General features: G+C 57.1%; 21 protein-coding genes and 1 tRNA gene. 11 read left to right on the top strand and 11 right to left on the bottom strand.

The window, feature by feature from the left end:
• Window positions 1-429: 429 nt before the first annotated feature.
• On the top strand, window positions 430-687 hold the full coding sequence (locus AAYR33_03335; protein ID XAO71971.1) for a BrnA antitoxin family protein: 258 nt from the start codon (window positions 430-432) through the stop codon (window positions 685-687).
• A 272-nt stretch (window positions 688-959) separates the two neighbouring features.
• On the opposite strand, the gene AAYR33_03340 is transcribed toward AAYR33_03335, so the two are convergent.
• Window positions 960-1,033 (bottom strand) — tRNA-Cys (locus tag AAYR33_03340).
• A 218-nt stretch (window positions 1,034-1,251) separates the two neighbouring features.
• Here AAYR33_03340 and AAYR33_03345 point away from each other — a divergent pair.
• Together AAYR33_03345 and AAYR33_03350 are read left to right on the top strand one after the other, a co-directional pair.
• Window positions 1,252-2,685: a TolC family protein gene (locus AAYR33_03345; GenBank protein XAO71972.1), complete on the top strand. Its 1,434-nt coding sequence runs from the start codon at window positions 1,252-1,254 to the stop codon at window positions 2,683-2,685.
• A 151-nt stretch (window positions 2,686-2,836) separates the two neighbouring features.
• Window positions 2,837-5,527: a valine--tRNA ligase gene (locus tag AAYR33_03350; protein XAO71973.1), complete on the top strand. Its 2,691-nt coding sequence runs from the start codon at window positions 2,837-2,839 to the stop codon at window positions 5,525-5,527.
• A 66-nt stretch (window positions 5,528-5,593) separates the two neighbouring features.
• Here AAYR33_03350 and ilvD read toward each other — a convergent pair whose 3' ends face one another.
• A complete protein-coding gene (gene ilvD / locus AAYR33_03355) occupies window positions 5,594-7,453 on the bottom strand; it encodes a dihydroxy-acid dehydratase (protein ID XAO71974.1) in 1,860 nt (619 codons plus the stop codon).
• A gap of 189 nt (window positions 7,454-7,642) precedes the next feature.
• Between ilvD and msrA the strand changes: the two genes are divergently transcribed.
• Window positions 7,643-8,218, top strand: coding sequence for a peptide-methionine (S)-S-oxide reductase MsrA (gene msrA / locus AAYR33_03360; protein ID XAO71975.1), 576 nt, complete (start codon window positions 7,643-7,645; stop codon window positions 8,216-8,218).
• Here the strand turns inward: msrA and AAYR33_03365 are convergent.
• The 9 genes from AAYR33_03365 to AAYR33_03405 form a co-directional block, all read right to left on the bottom strand.
• Window positions 8,202-9,263 carry an AAA-associated domain-containing protein gene (locus AAYR33_03365; protein ID XAO71976.1) on the bottom strand — a complete coding sequence of 354 codons (1,062 nt, stop codon included), beginning with the start codon at window positions 9,261-9,263 and terminating at the stop codon, window positions 8,202-8,204. The two genes, msrA and AAYR33_03365, sit on opposite strands and share 17 nt — an antisense overlap.
• A 28-nt stretch (window positions 9,264-9,291) precedes the next feature.
• Complete coding sequence (locus AAYR33_03370; GenBank protein XAO71977.1) at window positions 9,292-9,465, bottom strand: ATP-binding cassette domain-containing protein; 174 nt, start codon at window positions 9,463-9,465, stop codon at window positions 9,292-9,294.
• 138 nt (window positions 9,466-9,603) lie between these two features.
• Window positions 9,604-10,392 (bottom strand): hypothetical protein, encoded by a 789-nt coding sequence (locus AAYR33_03375; GenBank protein ID XAO71978.1) that lies wholly within the window; start codon window positions 10,390-10,392, stop codon window positions 9,604-9,606.
• 90 nt (window positions 10,393-10,482) lie between these two features.
• Window positions 10,483-10,755, bottom strand: a complete 273-nt coding sequence (locus tag AAYR33_03380; protein ID XAO71979.1) for a hypothetical protein — start codon at window positions 10,753-10,755, stop codon at window positions 10,483-10,485.
• On the bottom strand, window positions 10,719-10,964 hold the full coding sequence (locus tag AAYR33_03385; GenBank protein ID XAO71980.1) for an ABC transporter permease subunit: 246 nt from the start codon (window positions 10,962-10,964) through the stop codon (window positions 10,719-10,721). The genes AAYR33_03380 and AAYR33_03385 overlap by 37 nt, the downstream gene beginning before the upstream one ends.
• Window positions 10,942-11,145 carry a hypothetical protein gene (locus tag AAYR33_03390; protein ID XAO71981.1) on the bottom strand — a complete coding sequence of 68 codons (204 nt, stop codon included), beginning with the start codon at window positions 11,143-11,145 and terminating at the stop codon, window positions 10,942-10,944. The genes AAYR33_03385 and AAYR33_03390 overlap by 23 nt, the downstream gene beginning before the upstream one ends.
• A 132-nt stretch (window positions 11,146-11,277) precedes the next feature.
• Window positions 11,278-11,736, bottom strand: a complete 459-nt coding sequence (gene dut / locus AAYR33_03395) for a dUTP diphosphatase (GenBank protein ID XAO72361.1) — start codon at window positions 11,734-11,736, stop codon at window positions 11,278-11,280.
• A 26-nt stretch (window positions 11,737-11,762) separates the two neighbouring features.
• Entirely contained in the window at window positions 11,763-12,980 is a 1,218-nt protein-coding gene (coaBC, locus tag AAYR33_03400; protein ID XAO71982.1) for a bifunctional phosphopantothenoylcysteine decarboxylase/phosphopantothenate--cysteine ligase CoaBC, read from the bottom strand.
• Between the two features lie 2 nt (window positions 12,981-12,982).
• Window positions 12,983-13,768, bottom strand: coding sequence for a class I SAM-dependent methyltransferase (locus AAYR33_03405; protein XAO71983.1), 786 nt, complete (start codon window positions 13,766-13,768; stop codon window positions 12,983-12,985).
• A gap of 261 nt (window positions 13,769-14,029) precedes the next feature.
• Here AAYR33_03405 and AAYR33_03410 point away from each other — a divergent pair, with 261 nt between their 5' ends.
• The 7 genes from AAYR33_03410 to AAYR33_03440 all read left to right on the top strand — a co-directional run bounded on the left by AAYR33_03410 (window position 14,030) and on the right by AAYR33_03440 (window position 19,105).
• A complete protein-coding gene (locus AAYR33_03410; GenBank protein XAO71984.1) occupies window positions 14,030-14,284 on the top strand; it encodes a DNA-formamidopyrimidine glycosylase family protein in 255 nt (84 codons plus the stop codon).
• A gap of 36 nt (window positions 14,285-14,320) precedes the next feature.
• Window positions 14,321-14,701 (top strand): hypothetical protein, encoded by a 381-nt coding sequence (locus AAYR33_03415; protein ID XAO71985.1) that lies wholly within the window; start codon window positions 14,321-14,323, stop codon window positions 14,699-14,701.
• Between the two features lie 224 nt (window positions 14,702-14,925).
• Window positions 14,926-15,195 (top strand): 30S ribosomal protein S20, encoded by a 270-nt coding sequence (gene rpsT / locus AAYR33_03420; GenBank protein ID XAO71986.1) that lies wholly within the window; start codon window positions 14,926-14,928, stop codon window positions 15,193-15,195.
• Window positions 15,196-15,428: 233 nt separating this feature from the next.
• Window positions 15,429-16,883 (top strand): chromosomal replication initiator protein DnaA, encoded by a 1,455-nt coding sequence (dnaA, locus tag AAYR33_03425; GenBank protein ID XAO71987.1) that lies wholly within the window; start codon window positions 15,429-15,431, stop codon window positions 16,881-16,883.
• Between the two features lie 74 nt (window positions 16,884-16,957).
• Entirely contained in the window at window positions 16,958-18,082 is a 1,125-nt protein-coding gene (gene dnaN / locus AAYR33_03430) for a DNA polymerase III subunit beta (GenBank protein XAO71988.1), read from the top strand.
• A gap of 467 nt (window positions 18,083-18,549) precedes the next feature.
• A complete protein-coding gene (locus tag AAYR33_03435; GenBank protein ID XAO71989.1) occupies window positions 18,550-18,762 on the top strand; it encodes a hypothetical protein in 213 nt (70 codons plus the stop codon).
• Entirely contained in the window at window positions 18,722-19,105 is a 384-nt protein-coding gene (locus AAYR33_03440; GenBank protein XAO71990.1) for a hypothetical protein, read from the top strand. The genes AAYR33_03435 and AAYR33_03440 overlap by 41 nt, the downstream gene beginning before the upstream one ends.
• Window positions 19,106-19,208: the final 103 nt, after the last annotated feature.

A 19,208-nucleotide genomic window follows, 5' to 3' on the forward strand; every position in this document is an offset into this window, starting at 1 on the left:
CACGAAATGAAGGTGCGTCTGAGGCGAGGTAAAGGTTCAGGCGGGAATGGCTCAACCCATCGTCTCTAATGCCGTTGGATGAAGGGAACCCAGACTCGCCCGCATGTCCTGAGATTGATGGCTTCAGCCGGTGGCAATTCATTTTTGTCGTTACAAAAAAAGATTGACTTCTGCTTTTAATGTAGCATATATTAAATAATGCGCATCACATTCGATCCCACGAAGCGAGAGAAGACTTTAAGTAAACGAGGCCTCGATCTCCGGGATGCCGCGTCGGTGTTATCGGGTCGGACAGAGACCGTTGGACATACGCGTTTTGATTATGACGAGCCCCGCTTCATCACCGCCGGGCATTTGTCAGGATGTCTTGTCGTGATCGTATGGACACCAGGGGTCAATCGCGGCGCATTATTTCAATAGGGTATGCACATGAGAAAGAAACAAAGCTCTGGTCAGCCCGAATGGCGTGACCCGGACGAAGCGCCCGAACTCACGGACGCTTTTTTCGACGCCGCGACCATTCGCGACGGGCCTCGCATCGTCCGCCGCGGTCGCCCGCGTCAGGAGACAACAAAAACTCAGGTCACGTTGCGCCTGGACGCGGACATCGTCGAGACCTATCGCCAGCAAGGCCCGGGCTGGCAGTCACGCATCAACGCCGCATTACGCGCAACGCTGGAGCGTTGAGTGGGACGGATGGCAGAGCAATTTTGACCCAGTTTTAATGAGGCATGGATTTATTCGGAAATTCAGATCAGCGTTACAAATCCATACGGGGTCGAAAGACTAGCATATTTCGGGCAATTTGAAGGTCGGGGCAGGGATATTATTTTGCAATAATATCAACCACTTAAATTGTCTAGCTGCCTGACTGAACTGATACAGAGTCGATGATTGAGGTGACTGAGTGTCTAACCTTTCTGCTGACTCTTTGAGAAATATATGGATTTTGTGCAGTATGGAGGTCCGGGCGGGAATCGAACCCACATTGACGGATTTGCAGTCCGCTACATAGCCATTCTGCCACCGGACCTCGGCTGTGGCGCTTATATCTCTTTATCTCCCGTCACACGTCAAGGGCAAAACGCGTTGATAGTGGTGGGGGCGCCTTTTTCGTTTTCCTAATGTTGCGGGCGTAGTATGGTCCCTGTCTCGCTATGGTGGGTTGCTTTGTAGCTGGTTATGCTGGGTGACGGACATAGGGGCACGACAGGATCATGGTGCGTACGGTAAAGCCGACCACGTCAATTAGTGTTGGACTTCTGGCAATATGGCAGCTCAGGGACCGCGCTGGGGCAGACATATGATGGCGCGGGTTCACCGAAATTCATTCCCCATACATTGCAGGAAGCCCTCGCATCGGCCTACCTCACAAATCCGACTTTGCAGCAGGAGCGCGCCAAGCTTCGTGCAACAGATGAGCAGGTGCCGGAGGCCCTCGCGGGATGGCGCCCAACTATTCAGCCCAATCTCGCAGGCAGCTATTATAAGGGTTTCAATGCTTACGGGGCGCAGTCTGCGTCACCCGGTTCCCCATTTGGCACACCAGCGTCGAACCGTTCCTACGCAACGCCAGGTTATTCCGCCGGTGTGGCCATTCAGCAGCCGATCTATCAAGGTGGCAAGACCACAGCGAAAACCCACCAGGCTGAGAATACCGTCCGTGCAGAGCGCGCGCAGCTTATCGCGACAGAGCAACAGGTTTTTCTCGATACAGTCGATTCTTATATCGGCGTGGTGCAGGCGGAGCAGCTTCTTCAGATCAACATGAATAATAAGCGCGTCCTCTCACAACAGCTTGAGGCGACGCGTATCCGTTTCCGCGATGGTGAAATCACCAAGACGGATGTCGCGCAGGCTCAGGCCGCCGTGTCCTACGCTGAAGCGAATCTGCGCAATGCGGAGGGCAGTTTGCAGGCGGCGCAGGCGACCATCTTCAGGTCGTGGGCATCATCCCCCGCCGCACCAAACCTTAAAGCGCCGCAACCTCTGATCATTCCGTTAAAAAACGAAGCTGAAATCGTGCGCATGGCTGGGGAAAACAGCCCGAACGTCATCAACTCTCTTTTCACCCAGGCGGCGAAGCGGGACGCTTTTTCGGTCGCGATGTTGGCGCTGATGCCGCAGATTTCCGCGACGGCGGCCTATCAGCGAGTCAAAAATCAGGGTTATGGCAGTTTCGAAATCGACAATAAATACGCCTTGCTGACATTATCCCTCCCGATTTATCAGGGTGGCGCGGAATATGCGGCTGTGCGCGAGGCTCGGCAAGAATATCTGGCGGCGCGCCGCGCAACCGATGTCGAACGTCGTCGCACCGCGCAGCTTGCCTCGGCAAACTGGCAGCAGATGCGCGCTTATCGCGACTCTCTCACCAGTAACCGTGAGGCGATTTATGCCAACGTGGTCGCCTTAGACGGGATTGAGCAGCAGGCCGTTGTGGGTACAGCGACGACATTCGCCGTTCTGCAGCAGCAGACGCTTTTACAATCCCAGACGGTCCTTATCCAGAATCTCGCCGGGCTCGTGAAATCATCCTATACGGTTGCCGCCGCGATCGGACGCTTGACAGCCTCTGACCTTAAAATCAATGTGCCCCTGTATGACGAGAAGGCCTATTACAAGGCCGTACGGCACAAATTATGGGGTATCAGCGACGTCGCCACCCAGCAGCCAGGCCGTTAATGGCGTCAGGCCCCGTGCTTCAGGCCGAATTCTGATCAGCCCGCACCCCATATTAACGCTTTATCCATCCCGACACCGGTTTGCAGGGTGCCATAAACGGGTTTTTTTTGCTATGGGCTCGCTGTGACGTCGCCCACTCTATAGGTATGCCATGCTGGACAAATCCTTTAATCCTCCCAAATTTGAAGCGCGCCTTTACAAGGAATGGGAGGATGCCGGGTTCTTCAGAGCGGACCCCGCAAAAGACGGAGTAGCCTTCACCATTATGTTTCCGCCGCCGAATGTGACAGGTTCTCTCCATTTCGGCCACGCGCTTAATTTTGCACTTCAGGACATCATCATCCGTGCAAAGCGTATGGAAGGGCGCAATGTGCTTTGGCAAGCCGGTACGGACCATGCCGGCATCGCCACACAACTCGTTGTTGAGAAAGCGCTTGCAGAGGAGGAACGCTCCCGCACGGCGCTCGGCCGCGAGGCGTTTCTGCGCCGCGTTTGGGACTGGAAAGAAACTTACGGTGGCACGATCGTCTCCCAGCTTCGCCAGCTCGGCGCCTCGGCGGACTGGACGCGTGAGCGCTTCACGATGGATGACGGCCTTTCCCGCGCCGTGCGGGAGGTTTTCGTCACGCTTTATGAGCAGAAACTGATTTATCGAGATCGGAGGCTCGTCAATTGGGACCCGGTCTTCGGCACGGCGATATCCGATCTTGAGATCGAGAACCGGGATGTCAACGGTTCCATGTGGCATATCGCCTACCCGCTGAAAAATGGCGGGCAGATCACTGTTGCCACGACACGACCTGAAACGATGCTCGCTGATATGGCGGTCGCGGTGCATCCCGACGATGCGCGTTACCGCGAGATGATCGGCCAGACCATTATCCTGCCGCTTGTCGGGCGCGAGATCACCATCGTCGCGGACACGTACTCCGACCCTGAAAAAGGGACGGGGGCGGTGAAAATCACCCCGGCGCATGACTTCAATGATTTCGTGCTCGGACGGCGTCACAACCTCGCCATGCCGAGTATTTTCGATGCGCGTGCGGCCGTCTCCCTTGACGAAATCGCGGGTGATCTGCGCGACATACCGGATGTCACAGACACCGCTTTCGTCAGGAGGCTGAAGGGCGTTGATCGCGTCGAAGCGCGCAAGCTGATCGTCGCAAAATTGGAGGAAATGGGTTTCCTCATCAAAGTGGAACCGCACCGCCTGAGCATACCGCATGCCCAGCGAGGTGGCGCCGTGGTGGAGCCACGCCTGACGACGCAATGGTTCTGCGATGCTGAGACGCTGGCACAACCCGTCATTCAGGCTGTCGAGGATAAATCCGTCAGGTTTGAGCCCCAGCAATGGGAAAACACGTTCTTTGCCTGGATGCGGGATATCCAGCCCTGGTGCATTAGTCGCCAATTATGGTGGGGGCATCGCATTCCGGCATGGTATGGCCCTGATGGCACGGTCTTCGTAGCGCATGACGACGTGGGCGCGTGCCGGAAGGCCCGCGCGCATTATGGTCGTGACGTGGCTTTGACTCAGGATGAAGATGTGCTGGATACCTGGTTCAGCTCCGCTTTATGGCCCTTCTCAACACTTGGCTGGCCGGAGCAGACGGCGGAGCTGGCACGATATTACCCGACCAGCGTGCTTCTGACCGGCTTTGATATCATCTTCTTCTGGGTAGCCCGCATGATGATGATGGGGCTGCATTTTACGGGAAAAGCGCCTTTTGAAACGGTCGTCATTCATGGGCTTGTGCGTGACGAACACGGCCAGAAAATGTCAAAAAGCAAAGGTAACGGGCTGGACCCGCTGGAGCTGATCGCGGAGTATGGCGCGGATGCGACGCGCATGGCGATCTGCGCGCTGGCGGGGCCGGGTCGCAATATTCGCTTTGGGCGCAAGCGCGTCGAGGATTATCGCAGCTTCATCACGAAATTATGGAATGCGGCGCGTTTCTGCGAAATGAATGGCGTCAAGGCTGACCCGGCTTTTGACCCCGCTGCGGCGCAGACCCCTTTGGCAAAGTGGCTCCTTACAGAGGCTGATATGGCCTTAGGTGCGGCGCAGCAGGCGCTTGATCATTATCGTTTCGATGAATATGCGGGGCAGGCTTATCGCTTTGTCTGGAATATTTTCTGCGATTGGTTCCTCGAATTTGCGAAGCCCTTCTTTACAGGTGAAGATGCTAATGCGCGGGGGGGGATCCAGGGCGTTGCGTCTTACGTTCTGAGCAGAATCCTCACCATATTGCACCCGGTTATTCCATTCGTCACCAGTGTGCTATGGGAAAATCTCGGCCATCAAAATGCATTGCCCTCTGAAGCCTGGCCGAAATTCACGGAAAATGCGCAAAGCGACCCGTCTATTGAAGAAGTCCGATGGATTATCGCGCTCATCTCAGAAATCCGGGCCTTGCGGGCGGAGATGAACGTGCCGGCGGGCCAGAAGATCGCGGCGTTTCTGCAGGAAGCGGATGCGGGAATTTCGGCACGCATCAAAGCGTGGCGCCCCGTCGTTGAGAGAATGGCACGGCTTGAGACGATCGACATGCTTTATAGTGCACCGCCTGCCTCGGCCGCACTCAGCGTCCTGCAGGGCGCAACGTTGGTCATGCCCCTTGAGGGTCTGATCGACGTGACCGCTGAGAAAAATCGCGTGGGTAAGGAAATTGAAAAAGCGCGCAGTGAACTAGAGAAGGTCGAGAAGAAGCTCGCCAATGCGGCTTTCGTCGAGCGCGCGAAACCTGAAGTCGTTGAGGAAAATCGCGCCCGCGCGGCGAGCTTTGCGAATGATATTGCCCGTCTCGAAAAAGCCGTGGCCCGCCTGAACCCGATCAACTGACGCGCGGGCAGGTCGCCATGTGCGAGAGACCTCATGGTCTCCCTTCACATTAAGTGTGCCCTGCTTTTAATCGCGTCTTGGTGAAGGGGTGAGGGCGGTGACATCCCGCACCGCACCATGCGCGGCACTCGTCGTCATGGCAGCATAGGCTTTCAACGCACCCGAAACATGGCGGGAACGCTCGGCCGTCCAGGCCGCGGGACCGCGCGCCTCCATACGCGCCCGGCGCTCGGCGATGATTGCGTCACTCAATAGGGCCTTCATCCGGCGCTGCGGAATATCGATTTCGATCTGGTCGCCTTCTTCCAGCAAAGCAATCAGCCCCCCTTCAGCCGCTTCGGGCGAGATATGGCCGATTGACAGGCCCGAACTCCCCCCCGAAAACCGTCCATCCGTGATCAGGGCGCAGGTTTCTGCGAGGTTCTTGGATTTAAGATAACTGGTCGGGTAAAGCATTTCCTGCATACCCGGCCCGCCGCGCGGCCCTTCATAGCGGATGATCACCACATCCCCATGCGTAATTCGCCCACCGAGAATGGCGGAGACAGCATCTTCCTGACCATCAAACAGGCGCGCCGGGCCGGAGAAAGTGAAAAGCCGGTCCGCAACACCTGCCGTTTTGACGATGGCCCCGTCTTCCGCCAGATTTCCGTAAAGCACAGCGAGCCCCCCATCCTGGGAAAAAGCATGGGCGTGATCACGTATGACGCCGTGACTCCGGTCAAGGTCAAGGCTGTGATAGGAGCTCGCCTGCGAGAAGGCCTGCGCACTGCGCACCCCGCCCGGCGCGGCGAGGAAACGCTTTTTGGCGGCTTCATGACCATTAATGATGTCCCACTTCGCAAGACTTTCCGCCATGGTCGGCGCGTGGACGGTCAGGGCCTCCCGGTGGATCAGCCCCGCGCGATCAAGCTCCCCCAAAATGGCGGGCACGCCGCCTGCGCGGTGGACATCTTCCATATGCACATCCGCTTTAGCGGGGGCGACTTTGCAGATATTGGGCACGAGGCGGGAGAGGCGATCAATATCCTGCATGTGGAAATCAACTTCCCCCTCCCGTGCGGCGGCGAGGAGGTGAAGCACCGTATTGGTTGAGCCCCCCATGGCGATATCGAGGCTCATCGCATTTTCGAAAGCCTGTTTATTCGCGATGGTTCGGGGTAGAGCGCGACCATCATCCTGCTCATAATAACGTTTGGCCAGATCGACGATCACATGCCCGGCCTGCACAAAAAGCTCTCGCCGTGCCGCATGGGTCGCGAGGAGACTGCCATTACCGGGAAGGGAAAGACCCAATGCCTCGGCCAAGCAATTCATGGAATTTGCGGTGAACATACCGGAGCAGGAGCCACAGGTCGAGCAGGCCGCCTCCTCAATCGCGGCGGAGTCCGCGTCGGATACATTGGGGTTGGCCGCAGCGACCATGGAGTCAACGAGGTCCAGCGCATGATTAATGCCAGGTCGGTTCAACTTGCCGGCTTCCATCGGCCCGCCAGAAACGAAAATAATGGGGATATTGAGTCGCAGGGCGGCCATTAGCATGCCCGGCGTGATTTTATCGCAATTACCGATGCAGACAAGTGCATCGGCACAATGCGCATTGACCATATATTCAATGGAATCGGCAATCAGCTCGCGGGATGGCAGGCTGTAAAGCATCCCGCCATGGCCCATCGCGATCCCGTCATCAATCGCGATCGTATTAAACTCCCGCGCGATGCCCCCGGCTTCCGCCACGGCTTCCGCCACGATCTGCCCGAGATCGCGCAGATGAACATGGCCAGGCACAAATTGCGTAAAGGAATTGGCGATGGCGATCAGCGGCTTGTCAAAATCCGCATTCGTCATTCCCGTCGCGCGCCACAGGGCACGTGCGCCGGCCATGTTGCGGCCATGAGTGGTGGTGCGGGAGCGATAGACGGGCATGAGGAATCCTCGGCGATGTCTCCTCGCTGAATTGATCAAACCAGCCAGGCAGGGCATATCATGATGACGTTTGACGCTGATAATACCGTCACCGCCATGAAGCAAGTCACATCCGATTTAACTCTTGTAAGGTGCAGGGCGGATGGCGCTATCCTTGCATTGGATTGAGAGAGGCTGAGGGAGGGGTGGATGCGCCGATCTGAAATTGCGTTATTCGGGAATGGTTGTTTCTGGTGCACCGAAGCGATTTTCCAGAAGCTGAAGGGTGTTGAAAGCGTGCTGCCAGGTTATGCGGGCGGACATATGGCGCACCCTGACTACAAATCCGTCTGCACGGGTGAAACGGGTCACGCGGAAGTCCTGCAGGTCGTTTTTGATCCCGATGTCATCTCTTACCGTCAGCTTCTTCAGATTTTCTTTCTGACGCATGACCCGACCCAGCTTAATCGACAGGGGAATGATGTCGGCACGCAGTATCGCTCCGTCATCTTTGCCCTCACGCCGGAGCAGCGCGTGACGGCGGAGGCCGCTTTGCAGGAGGCGAAATCTCCCGAATTATGGGGCCCGGATGTGGTTACGGAGATCAGCGGCCCCGCCCGTTTCTGGGAAGCGGAAGCCTCTCATCATGATTTTTTCGCGCGGAACCCTTCGAACGCCTATTGCAATGCGGTCGTCGCGCAAAACTGCAAAAAGCGCGACGGCAATTCATGTCTCTCATGCGTGACGATGTTTGAGGCCGCGTCTCGCTTTAATCCGGGTCAATGAGTCGGAACTGATCTGTCTCTTCATCGAAATCATAAAGGTCCCCATACCGGCCCCAATTAATGGTCGTCTGTAATGTCTGTGCGGCGTAGGAGGAGGACATCGTCTCCCGCATGGCTTCAAGGAAGGTGCTCTTTTCAATAACGTGAGAGGGCGCCTCATCCAGAGCCGCGCGGATCTGTCGGATGAGCGGGACGGTATGGAGGAGGCTGATCCCGATCATATCCTTGCGCCCGTCATGATCGCTTAAAACAAAGCGGCTTCCGAGGTCAGTCAGGATGATGTCGCCATCTTCCAGCTCCGCCAGCCCAAGAAGATGGAGAGAGTCGCTGATCGCGAAGAGATCATCCAGCGACATTTGCAGGTTTGTTGCAAGCGGCGGTAAATCCGCGCGCCCATTGAATGGCTCCGCCGCGACAGCCTCCAGCAACCCGACGAGAAGCGTGACCGGTGCGGGCAGAACAACCGAAGGCGGTGCTTCCATTTTCTGGAGCCCCGATTCTTCCGCTGGCAATTCAGCCTCGGAGACGATCGGCGTGCGGCGCGTCAGGATCGTGTAAATATGGTCGACAAAACCCTGATAGGCCATGTCATTCCGATTACGGGGATGCATAAAAGGCACTTCAAGCTCATGCTCGATCTGCCCCGGATTGGATGAGAAAAGCAGAATGCAATCACAGAGGAGGACGGCCTCCTCAATATTATGCGTGACGATCAGGATTGAGTGGGTGGGCAGGCGCTTTTCCGTCCAGAGGGAAATCAGATCGGTGCGGAGATTCTCCGCGCTGAGGACGTCGAGATCCGCAAAAGGCTCATCCAGTAGCAGAACCTCCGGCCCCATCACGAGGGAGCGCGCAAGACTGGCGCGCAGCAACATGGATTTCGATAATTCATGCGGCATCGCGTTTTCATAGCCACCCAACCCGATGAGGTCGATCATGCGTTGTGCCCGCGTCTCACATTCCGGCGGCGGGAAACGCTGAGCCCGCAAACCGAGCATCACATTCTCCACGACGGATAACCACGGGAAGAGGGCGAATGACTGCAAGACGATGCCGATATGCAGCGTCGGCCCGTTAAGCGCCTGATCTTTCCAGTAAATATTTCTGGCAGTGGGGGGTCAGCCCCGCCGCGATCCGCAGGAGGGAAGATTTCCCCGACCCGGCACGGCCGACAATGCCCACAATTTCATCAGGATAGAGGTCAAAGCTGATATCTTCCAGGAGGGAGATATCAGCTTTGACCTTCATTATGAAAGGTTTTGCTGCAATCGCGAATGGAGAGAAGCGGTTCCGTCATGATGTTTTCTCACCTTCATCCTCAATTCGGCAAAAGGACGCTGATATGATGGAGCGTACGCGCATCAGGCCGCCTCCGAATGGTCTTGTTCAATCAGGCGGACACAGAGCCACGCGGTGGCGGTCACGAGCATGAAGAGTATCAAGGTCACGGCCACATCTCCGCGCGTAACGGCCTGGATCAGATCGACGCCTAAAGCGGGAGCATGGGCAGGGGCGTAGAGGGCCCACGATCAATTCCGCCAGAAGGGCGTTATGCCACCCCATCACCACGCTGTGGACCAGGTTCTGACGTAGTGAGGGTGTGACACAGGGCAGAAACACTTTCCGCCACCATAAGATACCGCGCATATTGAGATTACGCGCAACCTCCAGCAGATCGGTCGGGAATTGCTGAAAGGCCTCAAAACAATGCACCGCAATCCCCGCCTGGGTTGAGAGAAAAACGAGCAGAAGCGTCAATGTCAAAGGCGGGAAATCATATGTGGGGAGAAGATCCGATAAAAATGCAAAGACAAGAAATGTGGGGAAGAGCATCCAGAATTTCAGAAGCCGGGGGACCGGCCGTTGCGACGCGACCCGTCTGCGCATCAAAACACTCAGAGGCAGCCAGATCGCCAGCGCGATGGCCGATGCCAGCAGGACAATGAACGCCGTTTCGGCGAGGGAAGCAAAAATCTCGAGCGGGATATGGAAGGCGGGAAGCGCAACCCTGTTAAACTCGATCATCAACCCGAAAATCACGATCAATATCGCGGGAAGCAGCTTCGCACGCGTGGGCGGCGTGAGATGATGTGTCAGGTCAGGGTGTTGTGCCACTTTCGTGCGCCGCAAACGCCGATTGGCGAGGGAAAGCGCCCGACGATGCAGAAATTTCAAGAAAAGGCTGGAGGCCAATCTGCGATGGAAGAAACTGTAAAAACGACTTTCCTCCGTAAGTGCGGCGGCTTGAAGCCGGAAGCGCTGTGATCAGTGTCGCGCCGGGTTGATCACCGTCCATTCGAAACAGAGCACAATGATGGCGGTGGCGATCAAAGCGCCAACCCAGATTGTTGCGCGGCCTTCCGCAAAGCCATTCCGCAGCAAGCTGCCCAGTCCCAGCGACATGACATGACTTTCCCGGTGTGAAAGAATGAATTCATCGCCGATCAGGGTCAGCCAAGCCAGAGGCATGGCTGCACCGAACGCGGCAATAATGCCGGGCGTCAGGATGGGGCCTTGCACCGCCAGAACATCTGCCAACGCGTCAATCCCAATGCCCGGCAGAGTTCGACCAGGGCGGGGGGGGGTGCTTCCGCCGCCGAGACGCGCGATACATAGCCGATCTGGACGGCGAAACTCGTGGCGGTGGTAAGGATAATCGCGAGATCATAATTGATGAAGGCGAAAACCGCGATCAACCCGATAAAGGGCGCACAACGCTGGAGGTCAAGCAGTGCCGACAGCGTCACACCCATAATATGGCGTCGCCGCGTCAATGATGTCAGGATGAAGGAGATGGGTAGGCTGATAAGAAGCGCCATGACCCATGCGCAGAAGCGTGACGAGGAAGGCGGAGAAGACCTCAAGCCCCTCCGCATCTATCGGGACGGCATTTTCCGGCGGTAAGGAGGCTGTTGCCGGGTCGTCCATGCAAGCAAAGAGAACGAGATGATGAAAAGCGCCACCGCCCATAAAAATCCGAGAAGCGAATCCGCCTTGAATCTCGATCGGTGCGCTTCCATCAGCTTTTACCGTTCTCCCGGTTGACATCACGTCATGGTTTCAATGCGCGGCGCCTGTGCTCCCGAAGCCCCCTTCGCCACGTAAAGTCTCGTCGAGAGTCGACACTTCCTGCCATTCCAGACGCGTCACGGGTGCGACGATGCCCTGCGCGATCCGCATCCCGCGTGAGATAACAAAACTCTCCGCGCCGAGATTGATCATGATGACTTTGACCTCACCCCGATAATCCTCATCAATCGTGCCGGGTGTGTTCGGCAAAGTGATGCCGTTTTTGAGCGCAAGGCCGGAACGCGGGCGAATCTGCAATTCGTATCCGCGCGGCAATGCCAGTTTAAGGCCCGTAGGGATCAATGCGCGCGCGCCCGGCGCGAGGACAACATCCGCCTCAATCGCCGCGATAAAATCAAACCCGGCCGCGCCGTCACTGGCGTAACGTGGCAGGCCTAGCCCCGCCGCATGTGGCAGCCGCACGACGCGCACCTTGAGGCTGCTTATCATGTCTTGAGTTACAGGCATGGAAGATCTCATATTGAATGGGAAGTTCTGGCACGAACCGCCTTGACCGCGCGCTGCACGAGACGCGCAGCCACCTCCTCCTTCGGGAGATGGGGCCAGGTCTCGGTGCGCGTTTCATCAATGATCATGACGGTATTATCATCCTGCCCGAAAGGAGCATTCTGCGCATCGACACCGTTCGCGACAATCCAGTCGCAATTTTTCCGGGTGCGTTTCTGCGCCGCATTCTCCTGAATATCATCAGTTTCCGTCGCGAAACCAATGACGAGAGAGGACCGCGACGGGCCTGGTTGTGAAATCACGGCCAAAATATCGGGGTTTCTGACCAAAGCGAGTTGCAGACGCTCTTCCTCACCCTTTTTCAACTTATGCGCCGAAGGTGTTTCGAGGCGCCAATCCACCACGGCAGCGACGCAGACAGCGATATCGACCGGGCCAACATGTTGGCACGCATAAAGCATTTCTTCCGCTGTGGTCACATGGATGCGCGCGACATCTTCAGGGGCAGGGAGTGATGTCGGACCACTCACCAGCGTGACATGCGCTCCGCATTGCGCGAAGGCGGCCGCAATCGCGTAACCTTGCTTGCCGGATGAGCGATTGGCGATGTAGCGGACCGGGTCAATGGCCTCATGGGTCGGCCCGGCCGTGATAAGTACGCGCAGGCCGCTGGCAATGTCCGAAACCTTATCCGCGCCGGTCTCACGGATGATCTGCACGAGTTTTTCCGGTTCAACGGCGCGGCCCGGGCCATATTCGCCACAGGCCATGTCGCCTTCCTCCGGCCCGATAAAGCGCACGCCGCGCGCCGTCAGGGCCTCGACATTCTGCTGCGTTGCCGGATGGTTCCACATGCGATGATTCATCGCCGGCGCGACATAGATTGGCTTGTCTGTGGCGAGGAGGATGGTTGAGGCGAGATCATCCGCGAAACCATGCTGCATTTTGGCAAGGATGTTGGCGGTCGCGGGATAGACCACGATCATATCGGCGTCACGGCTCAGGGCGATGTGCCCGATACGACCTTCTTCCGTCGGGGAAAAAAGCGCGGTGTGCGGTTCCGTGCCCGCCAACGCCTGTACGGAAAGCGGCGTCACAAATTTGAGGGCGCCCTCCGTCAGTATCACACTAACGTGATGGCCCTCTTTTTTGAGCAGGCGGATCAAAGTCAGCCCCTTATAGGCGGCGATTCCTCCTGTGATGATGAGGAGAATGCGTTTCGGCATGTTTACAGGTGCCAACCCGTATGAATCGCGGCGATACCGCCCGTCAGATTCTGATATTTTACGCGTTCAAATCCGGCCTCCCGCATCATGTCGGCCAGCGTCTCCTGATCCGGGAAGGTGCGGATGCTTTCTGCGAGATATTGATAGCTTGCCGCATCCTTCGCGATCGTCTGACCCATGCGCGGCAAGACCTTGAAAGACCACAAATCATAAATTGTGGACAGGACAGCGACTTCAACATGGGAAAATTCGAGGCAGCAGAAACGTCCACCGGGCTTCAAGACCCGAAATGTCTCGGCCAGCACCGCATCCTTCTGCGTGCAATTGCGCAGCCCGAAAGCCATGGCGACGCGGTCCACGCTGCAATCTGGCAGGGGAATTGCCTCCGCATCCACGACGCAGAACGACATTCTGCCCGTCAGCCCGCGCTCAGCCGCGCGCTCCTCCCCCACACAGAGCATCGATTCGTTGATGTCCGTCAATATGGCGGGGCCACCGCCATGGCGCAGCCAGCCGAAGGAGATATCACCCGTGCCACCAGCCAGATCAAGCAGTGTCATATCGGGCCGTGGCAGGAGGGACCGGATGAAAATGGACTTCCAGATACGGTGAATGCCGAGTGACATCACGTCATTCATGACATCATAGCGCTTCGCGACACTGTCAAACACACCGCGCACAAGGAGTTTCTTCTCGTCCTTGCGAACGCTGCGGAAACCGAAATCCGTCACATCATCATCAAGCGTGCCGATGGGCGGGGGCGTATCATGTGCAGATATCTCTCTCATAAGTGTCTTTAATATCGTGTTGCGCGCCCGGATGCCAGTGCTATATAGAAAGCCCCTGGCAGGGCCGGCGGATCGCGACGCTCGTTCAGGGTCGGGCTGTGCGGTTCATCAAGCCCTCACGGCATCTCTTCTTTTCAAGACGGGTCATTAAAAAGTGCCGGAACTTCCTGAAGTTGAAACAATCTTACGGGGCATTGCGCGACGTGTCCTGAAATCGCGTATCCAATCCATGGACGTCATCCGCGCGCCGGTTTGCGCCGCGTGATTGACCCTCATTTCTCTGCACGCCTCGCCGGTGCCTGCGTGACAAAGCTGATGCGCCGCGGAAAATACATGATTATGAGGTCGGATCGGGGAGACAGCATCATCGTGCATCTTGGCATGTCCGGTCGCTTTGTTCTCGCTGACACGGATGCGGCGCTTGCCCGCCACACGCATGTGATTTTCCATTTTCCCGATGGTTTGCAGTTGCGCTTCGTCGATCCGCGTCGTTTCAGCGCAATTGACCTGATGTGAACGGAGGATGAGGGGAGTTGGCCGTCTCTCGCCCTTTTGGGGCCGGAGCCGCTCGGTGCGGATTTTTCCCCGGATTATCTTTCCGCCGCCATTTCTCAAAAATCCTCCGCGATCAAAACCATTTTGCTGGATCAACGTGTCGTGGCCGGGCTCGGGAATATTTATGTCTGCGAGATACTCTTCCGTGCGCGGGTCAATCCATTCACGAAAGGGCGTGACCTTACCGCTAAGAATATCTCCCATATCGTCAGGGAAACGCATCAAGTGCTGGCGGCGGCGATTGCGGCGGGGCCTCGACATTACGGGATTATGTTGGCGCTGATGGAGAGAATGGCGGGTATAAGGACCTGCACCTTGTCTATGACCGCGACGGGCAGGACTGCCCCCAATGTGCCCGCCAGTCGCGCAAAGGCGTGATCCGCCGGGCCGTGCAGGGGGGACGTTCCAGTTTTTACTGCCCTCTTTGCCAGGAAGCACGATGAGATCGCGATTTAGGTAAGAGAACACTTGACCTGCGCCGTGAGACTGGATAAATTGGTACCGAAACATCGGTGTTTCGAAAATCGTCACAGGAAGGACGGCATTCGGGGAATCGTCACTGGGTCAACCGGCCAATAGCAGGACAGGGCTGAAAAGAGAACATGGCTAACACCGCATCCGCGCGCAAGCGCATCCGCCAGAATGAGCGTCGCCGCGCGCGAAACGTGGCACGCGTCTCCCGTGTGCGCACCTTCGTGAAAAAAGTCGAGACGGCGATTCTGGTCGGTGACAAGGACGCTGCGCGTGAGGCTCTGCGTGCGGCGCAGCCGGAGATGCAGCGCGCTGTCGGCAAGGGTGTTGTCTCCCTCGATACAGTGTCACGCAAATTGTCCCGCCTGTCGGCGCGGATCAAGGCGCTGGCCTCCGCCTAAACGCCTTCAGCCCGGCGAAGGGGCTTTATGATGCCCGTAGAAGCGAGCAACATCTTCCCGGATGTGCTCGCTTTATTTTTGACCCCTTAAGAAAAAATTCAACTTTTTTCGCGAGGCTTGTCCCTCCACGGCGGCTTTCATAGATTTCTGTTTTTCTGAAAATTGTCGTGCACGGGTCCGGTTCCTGATGCAAAACAGTGCAACGGGTCAGCATGGCAATGTCCGAGGTTCATATGGCGGAAGAGGGTCCAGGCAAGGTACAGGCGGAGACCTTCAACTGCGTCGAAGGCTCAACGAAAGAGCTTGCGGAACAATGGCTTAAAGTGCGTGAGCGCCTGCGTGCCGAGATCGGGGATGTTGAGTATAAAACGTGGTTGCTGCAAATCGTCCTCGGCCCGCTGGAGGAAGATGAGATCACGCTTTTCCTGCCGACGCGCTTTCTGAGGGACTGGATTCGCGGCCAGTATGGTGACCGGCTCGAAGCTTTATGGCGCGCTGAAAATGCGCTCGTCCGGCGCGTTGAATTACAGGTTGTCCGTCCGGCAAGCGCCGTCACAACAGCGGAACCCGTACCCGACTCGACACTTGCCGCTTCAGCGCCGCGGGATCGCGCTGAGGCGGGCGAGGAAAATCCTTCCGGCCCGGGCCCGGAAGCACAGCACGATCTCGCGGCCCCGCTGGACCCGCGATTCACCTTCTCCACCTTCGTGGTCGGCAAACCGAATGAATTTGCCTATGCGTGCGCGCGGCGCGTGGCCGAGAAACCCTCCAGCCTCGGCTTCAACCCCCTCTTCCTTTATGGTGGGGTCGGGTTGGGAAAAACCCACCTGATGCACGCCATCGGCTCGGAATTGACGCAGGCAGGGGGTGTTTCCGTCGCCTATATGTCAGCCGAAAAATTCATGTACCGCTTCATCGCGGCGATCCGCTCCCAATCGACGATGGAGTTCAAGGAGCATCTCCGTAGTGTCGATGTGCTGATGATCGATGACCTGCAATTCCTGATCGGTAAAGACAACACGCAGGAAGAATTTTTCCATACTTTCAATGCCTTGGTGGATGCGGGTCGTCAAATTGTCGTCAGCGCGGATAAATCACCGTCAGATCTTTCCGGGCTGGAGGATCGCCTGCGCACAAGGCTAGGATGCGGCATGGTGGCGGACATCCATGCAACGACGTTTGAACTGCGCATCTCCATTCTGGAGGCCAAGACGCAGGCTTCCGGCGTTGTCGTGCCGGGTAAGGTGCTTGAGTTTCTCGCGCATAAAATCACCTCCAATGTGCGTGAGCTTGAAGGCGCGCTGAACCGCCTCATCGCTCATGCCAATCTCTTCGGCCGTCCTGTAACGCTCGAAAACACGCAGGATGTGCTGCATGACATCCTCAAAGCACATGACCGGCGCGTGACGATTGAGGAGATCCAGCGAAAAGTGGCGGAGCATTGGAATATCCGCCTGACGGACATGTCCTCAGCCCGGCGCGCGCGGGCCGTGGCGCGGCCCCGACAGGTTGCGATGTTCCTCGCGAAGCATCTCACCAGCCGATCCCTGCCGGAAATCGGGCGTAAATTCGGTAATCGTGATCATACCACGGTGATGCACGCCGTCTCCCGCGTTCAGGAATTGATGGAGCGTGATGTCGCCTTTGCGGAAGATGTTGAGCTTTTGAAACGTATGTTGGAAGGGTAGGCTTTCACCACGCTTCTTGCTCTGCTAATCTCATTTTGTCGTGTTTCGACTGTGGCCAGGGGTTCCGAGATCTCATGAAATTTCAAGCTGAAAGATCTTCTTTGATCAAAGCGCTCGCACACATTCAGAGCGTTGTTGAGCGGCGGAATACCGTGCCGATCCTCGCCAATGTCATGATTGAGTACAGTAATGGCCGCATCCATCTGACAGCTACAAATATGGAGATTTTGCTGGTAGAAGTGCTGGAGGCGGAAGGCACGCAGGATGGCGCTGTTACTGTCGCCGCCAGCGTGCTTTATGAAATCGTCCGCAAGCTCCCCGATGATGTCGCGATTGAGCTGGAACATGCAGGCGGGACGGCCCCTCTGGCCCTGCGCGCCGGGCGTTACGTGACCAGCCTTAACGTCCTGCCGGTTGAAGATTTCCCGACGATGGTGACGGGGGATCTCTCCCATAATTTCAAACTCCCCTCCGCCTCCCTGCGTCGCCTGATCGACCGAACACGCTTCGCCGTCTCGACGGAGGAAACACGCTATTACCTCAATGGTATCTACCTTCACATCGCGGATGTTGACGGCAAGCCCGCCTTGCGCGCGGTCGCGACGGACGGGCATCGTCTTGCACGGACGGAAATCCCGGCCCCTCGAGGCGCGCCAGGTATGCCGGGTGTGATTATCCCCCGAAAAACCATCAGTGAATTGCGCAAGCTGCTCGATGAGGATGGGAGTGATGTGCTGATCAAGCTTTCTGACACCATCATTTCCTTCGAGCGGGAAGGGATGAAGCTGACGAGCAAGCTAATTGACGGCACATTTCCGGAATATGAGCGCGTGATCCCGAAAGGGAATGACCGCATTTTACGTGTCAGTAAATCGGACTTCGCAACTGCGGTCGGGCGTGTCGCGGCAATCAGCACCGAGCGTTCCCGCCCGGTTAAGCTGGTCCTGCGTGAAAATGTTCTAACCCTGACCGCGCAAAGCCAGGATCAAGGCACAGCGACGGAGGAACTCACGGAGAACAGCGTCACCTATAATGCAACACCGCTCGAAATCGGCTTCCAGGCGCGTTACTTGCATGACATCACGGATCAAATCGATTCTGAGGTTGTGTTTTCCTTCGCGGATAATGCCGAGCCCGTGCTGGTGACTGACTCAACGGATGAGAACGTTCTTTTCGTTCTCATGCCCATGCGCGTCTGAAAGCTCAAATTGGTTCATTGCTTCAGAAACTTGTCCTGACGTGGTTTCGCAATTATGCGCGTCTGACATGGGCGCCTGCACCGTTTTCACCGTGTTTCACGGTCAAAACGGTGCAGGTAAAACCAATCTGCTTGAGGCCATCTCTCTCCTTTCCGCGGGCTGCGCGGGGCGCCTTTGCCGCAAATGGGGTGTTTCGGGGCGGATGACTGGGGCGTCGTCAGGCGCAGCTTGATGGACAGTCCGTTAAATCCCAGGCGGATCTCGCCGGGCTTTTCCCGTCATCTGGCTGACACTGCAGATAGATCGCCTTTTCTCGGAAGGCGCGCGCGGGGCGACGCTTTTTTGACAGGCTCGTTTTTTCTAACAATCCGCTTCATGCGCGGGAGCTTGCGGCGTATGATACAGCCGTACAGCAACGTAACCGCCTTCTGGCAGAACGGCCTGATGAGGCGGCCTGGCTTTCGGCGGTGGAGGACAGTATCGCGCGCCACGCCGTCGCCGTCACGGCGGAGCGCCTTGCGCTTATTGATGCCATTCATCTTCAAAGCCCCAGCGATCCGATCTTCCCCCTGCCGGAAATCGCGCTTACTTGCGATATCGGTGATGCCTTACAGGACAGGCCGGCCTTGGAGGTAGAAGATGGGCTGCGCGCGCCTCCTCGCGTCGCGGATGCAGGATAGGGAGTCACGTGTCACGCGCATCGGGGCGCATCGGGCGGATTACGTCATCCGTGACCGTGTGACGGGCCGCTCGGCCCAGTTTTCAAGCAGCGGGCAGCAGAAAACATTGCTCGTTGGAATCATCCTTTCCCATGCCGCCATCGTGGCCGCACATCACGGCGCGCCGCCGGCTTTGCTGCTGGATGAGCCCCTCGTGCATCTGGATGATCCCCTATCGCCACGCTTTGCTGAAGGTCGTGGAGGCGGTGCAGGTACCCGTCATGATGTCGGGGTCGGGGATTTCGCGGGACTTTCCACCAATGCATCGCGCATCTGTGTCCGGGATAACGCGTTGCATTCATGAAGCGACATCATTTTTACGCGGCGATAGCTGAGCTGAGACAGGGTGTGCGCCTGTGGTCGCGCAGCGGATTTTCGTGTAAGACAATAGAAGATAATTCAGGAGC

The sequence above is a fragment of the Acetobacteraceae bacterium genome (assembly GCA_039613835.1).
Classification (GTDB): Bacteria; Pseudomonadota; Alphaproteobacteria; order Acetobacterales; family Acetobacteraceae; genus Sorlinia.

What these genes read in the sequence shown, in the direction of transcription:
- AAYR33_03335 (XAO71971.1), top strand. Translation starts at nt 430, where the DNA reads ATGAGAAAGAAACAAAGCTCTGGTCAGCCCGAATGGCGTGACCCGGAC.
- AAYR33_03350 (XAO71973.1), top strand. Translation starts at nt 2,837, where the DNA reads ATGCTGGACAAATCCTTTAATCCTCCCAAATTTGAAGCGCGCCTTTAC.
- ilvD (XAO71974.1), bottom strand. Translation starts at nt 7,453, where the DNA reads ATGCCCGTCTATCGCTCCCGCACCACCACTCATGGCCGCAACATGGCC.
- msrA (XAO71975.1), top strand. Translation starts at nt 7,643, where the DNA reads ATGCGCCGATCTGAAATTGCGTTATTCGGGAATGGTTGTTTCTGGTGC.
- AAYR33_03370 (XAO71977.1), bottom strand. Translation starts at nt 9,465, where the DNA reads ATGAAGGTCAAAGCTGATATCTCCCTCCTGGAAGATATCAGCTTTGAC.
- AAYR33_03390 (XAO71981.1), bottom strand. Translation starts at nt 11,145, where the DNA reads ATGGACGACCCGGCAACAGCCTCCTTACCGCCGGAAAATGCCGTCCCG.
- dut (XAO72361.1), bottom strand. Translation starts at nt 11,736, where the DNA reads ATGATAAGCAGCCTCAAGGTGCGCGTCGTGCGGCTGCCACATGCGGCG.
- coaBC (XAO71982.1), bottom strand. Translation starts at nt 12,980, where the DNA reads ATGCCGAAACGCATTCTCCTCATCATCACAGGAGGAATCGCCGCCTAT.
- AAYR33_03405 (XAO71983.1), bottom strand. Translation starts at nt 13,768, where the DNA reads ATGAGAGAGATATCTGCACATGATACGCCCCCGCCCATCGGCACGCTT.
- rpsT (XAO71986.1), top strand. Translation starts at nt 14,926, where the DNA reads ATGGCTAACACCGCATCCGCGCGCAAGCGCATCCGCCAGAATGAGCGT.
- dnaA (XAO71987.1), top strand. Translation starts at nt 15,429, where the DNA reads ATGGCGGAAGAGGGTCCAGGCAAGGTACAGGCGGAGACCTTCAACTGC.
- dnaN (XAO71988.1), top strand. Translation starts at nt 16,958, where the DNA reads ATGAAATTTCAAGCTGAAAGATCTTCTTTGATCAAAGCGCTCGCACAC.
- AAYR33_03440 (XAO71990.1), top strand. Translation starts at nt 18,722, where the DNA reads ATGGGCTGCGCGCGCCTCCTCGCGTCGCGGATGCAGGATAGGGAGTCA.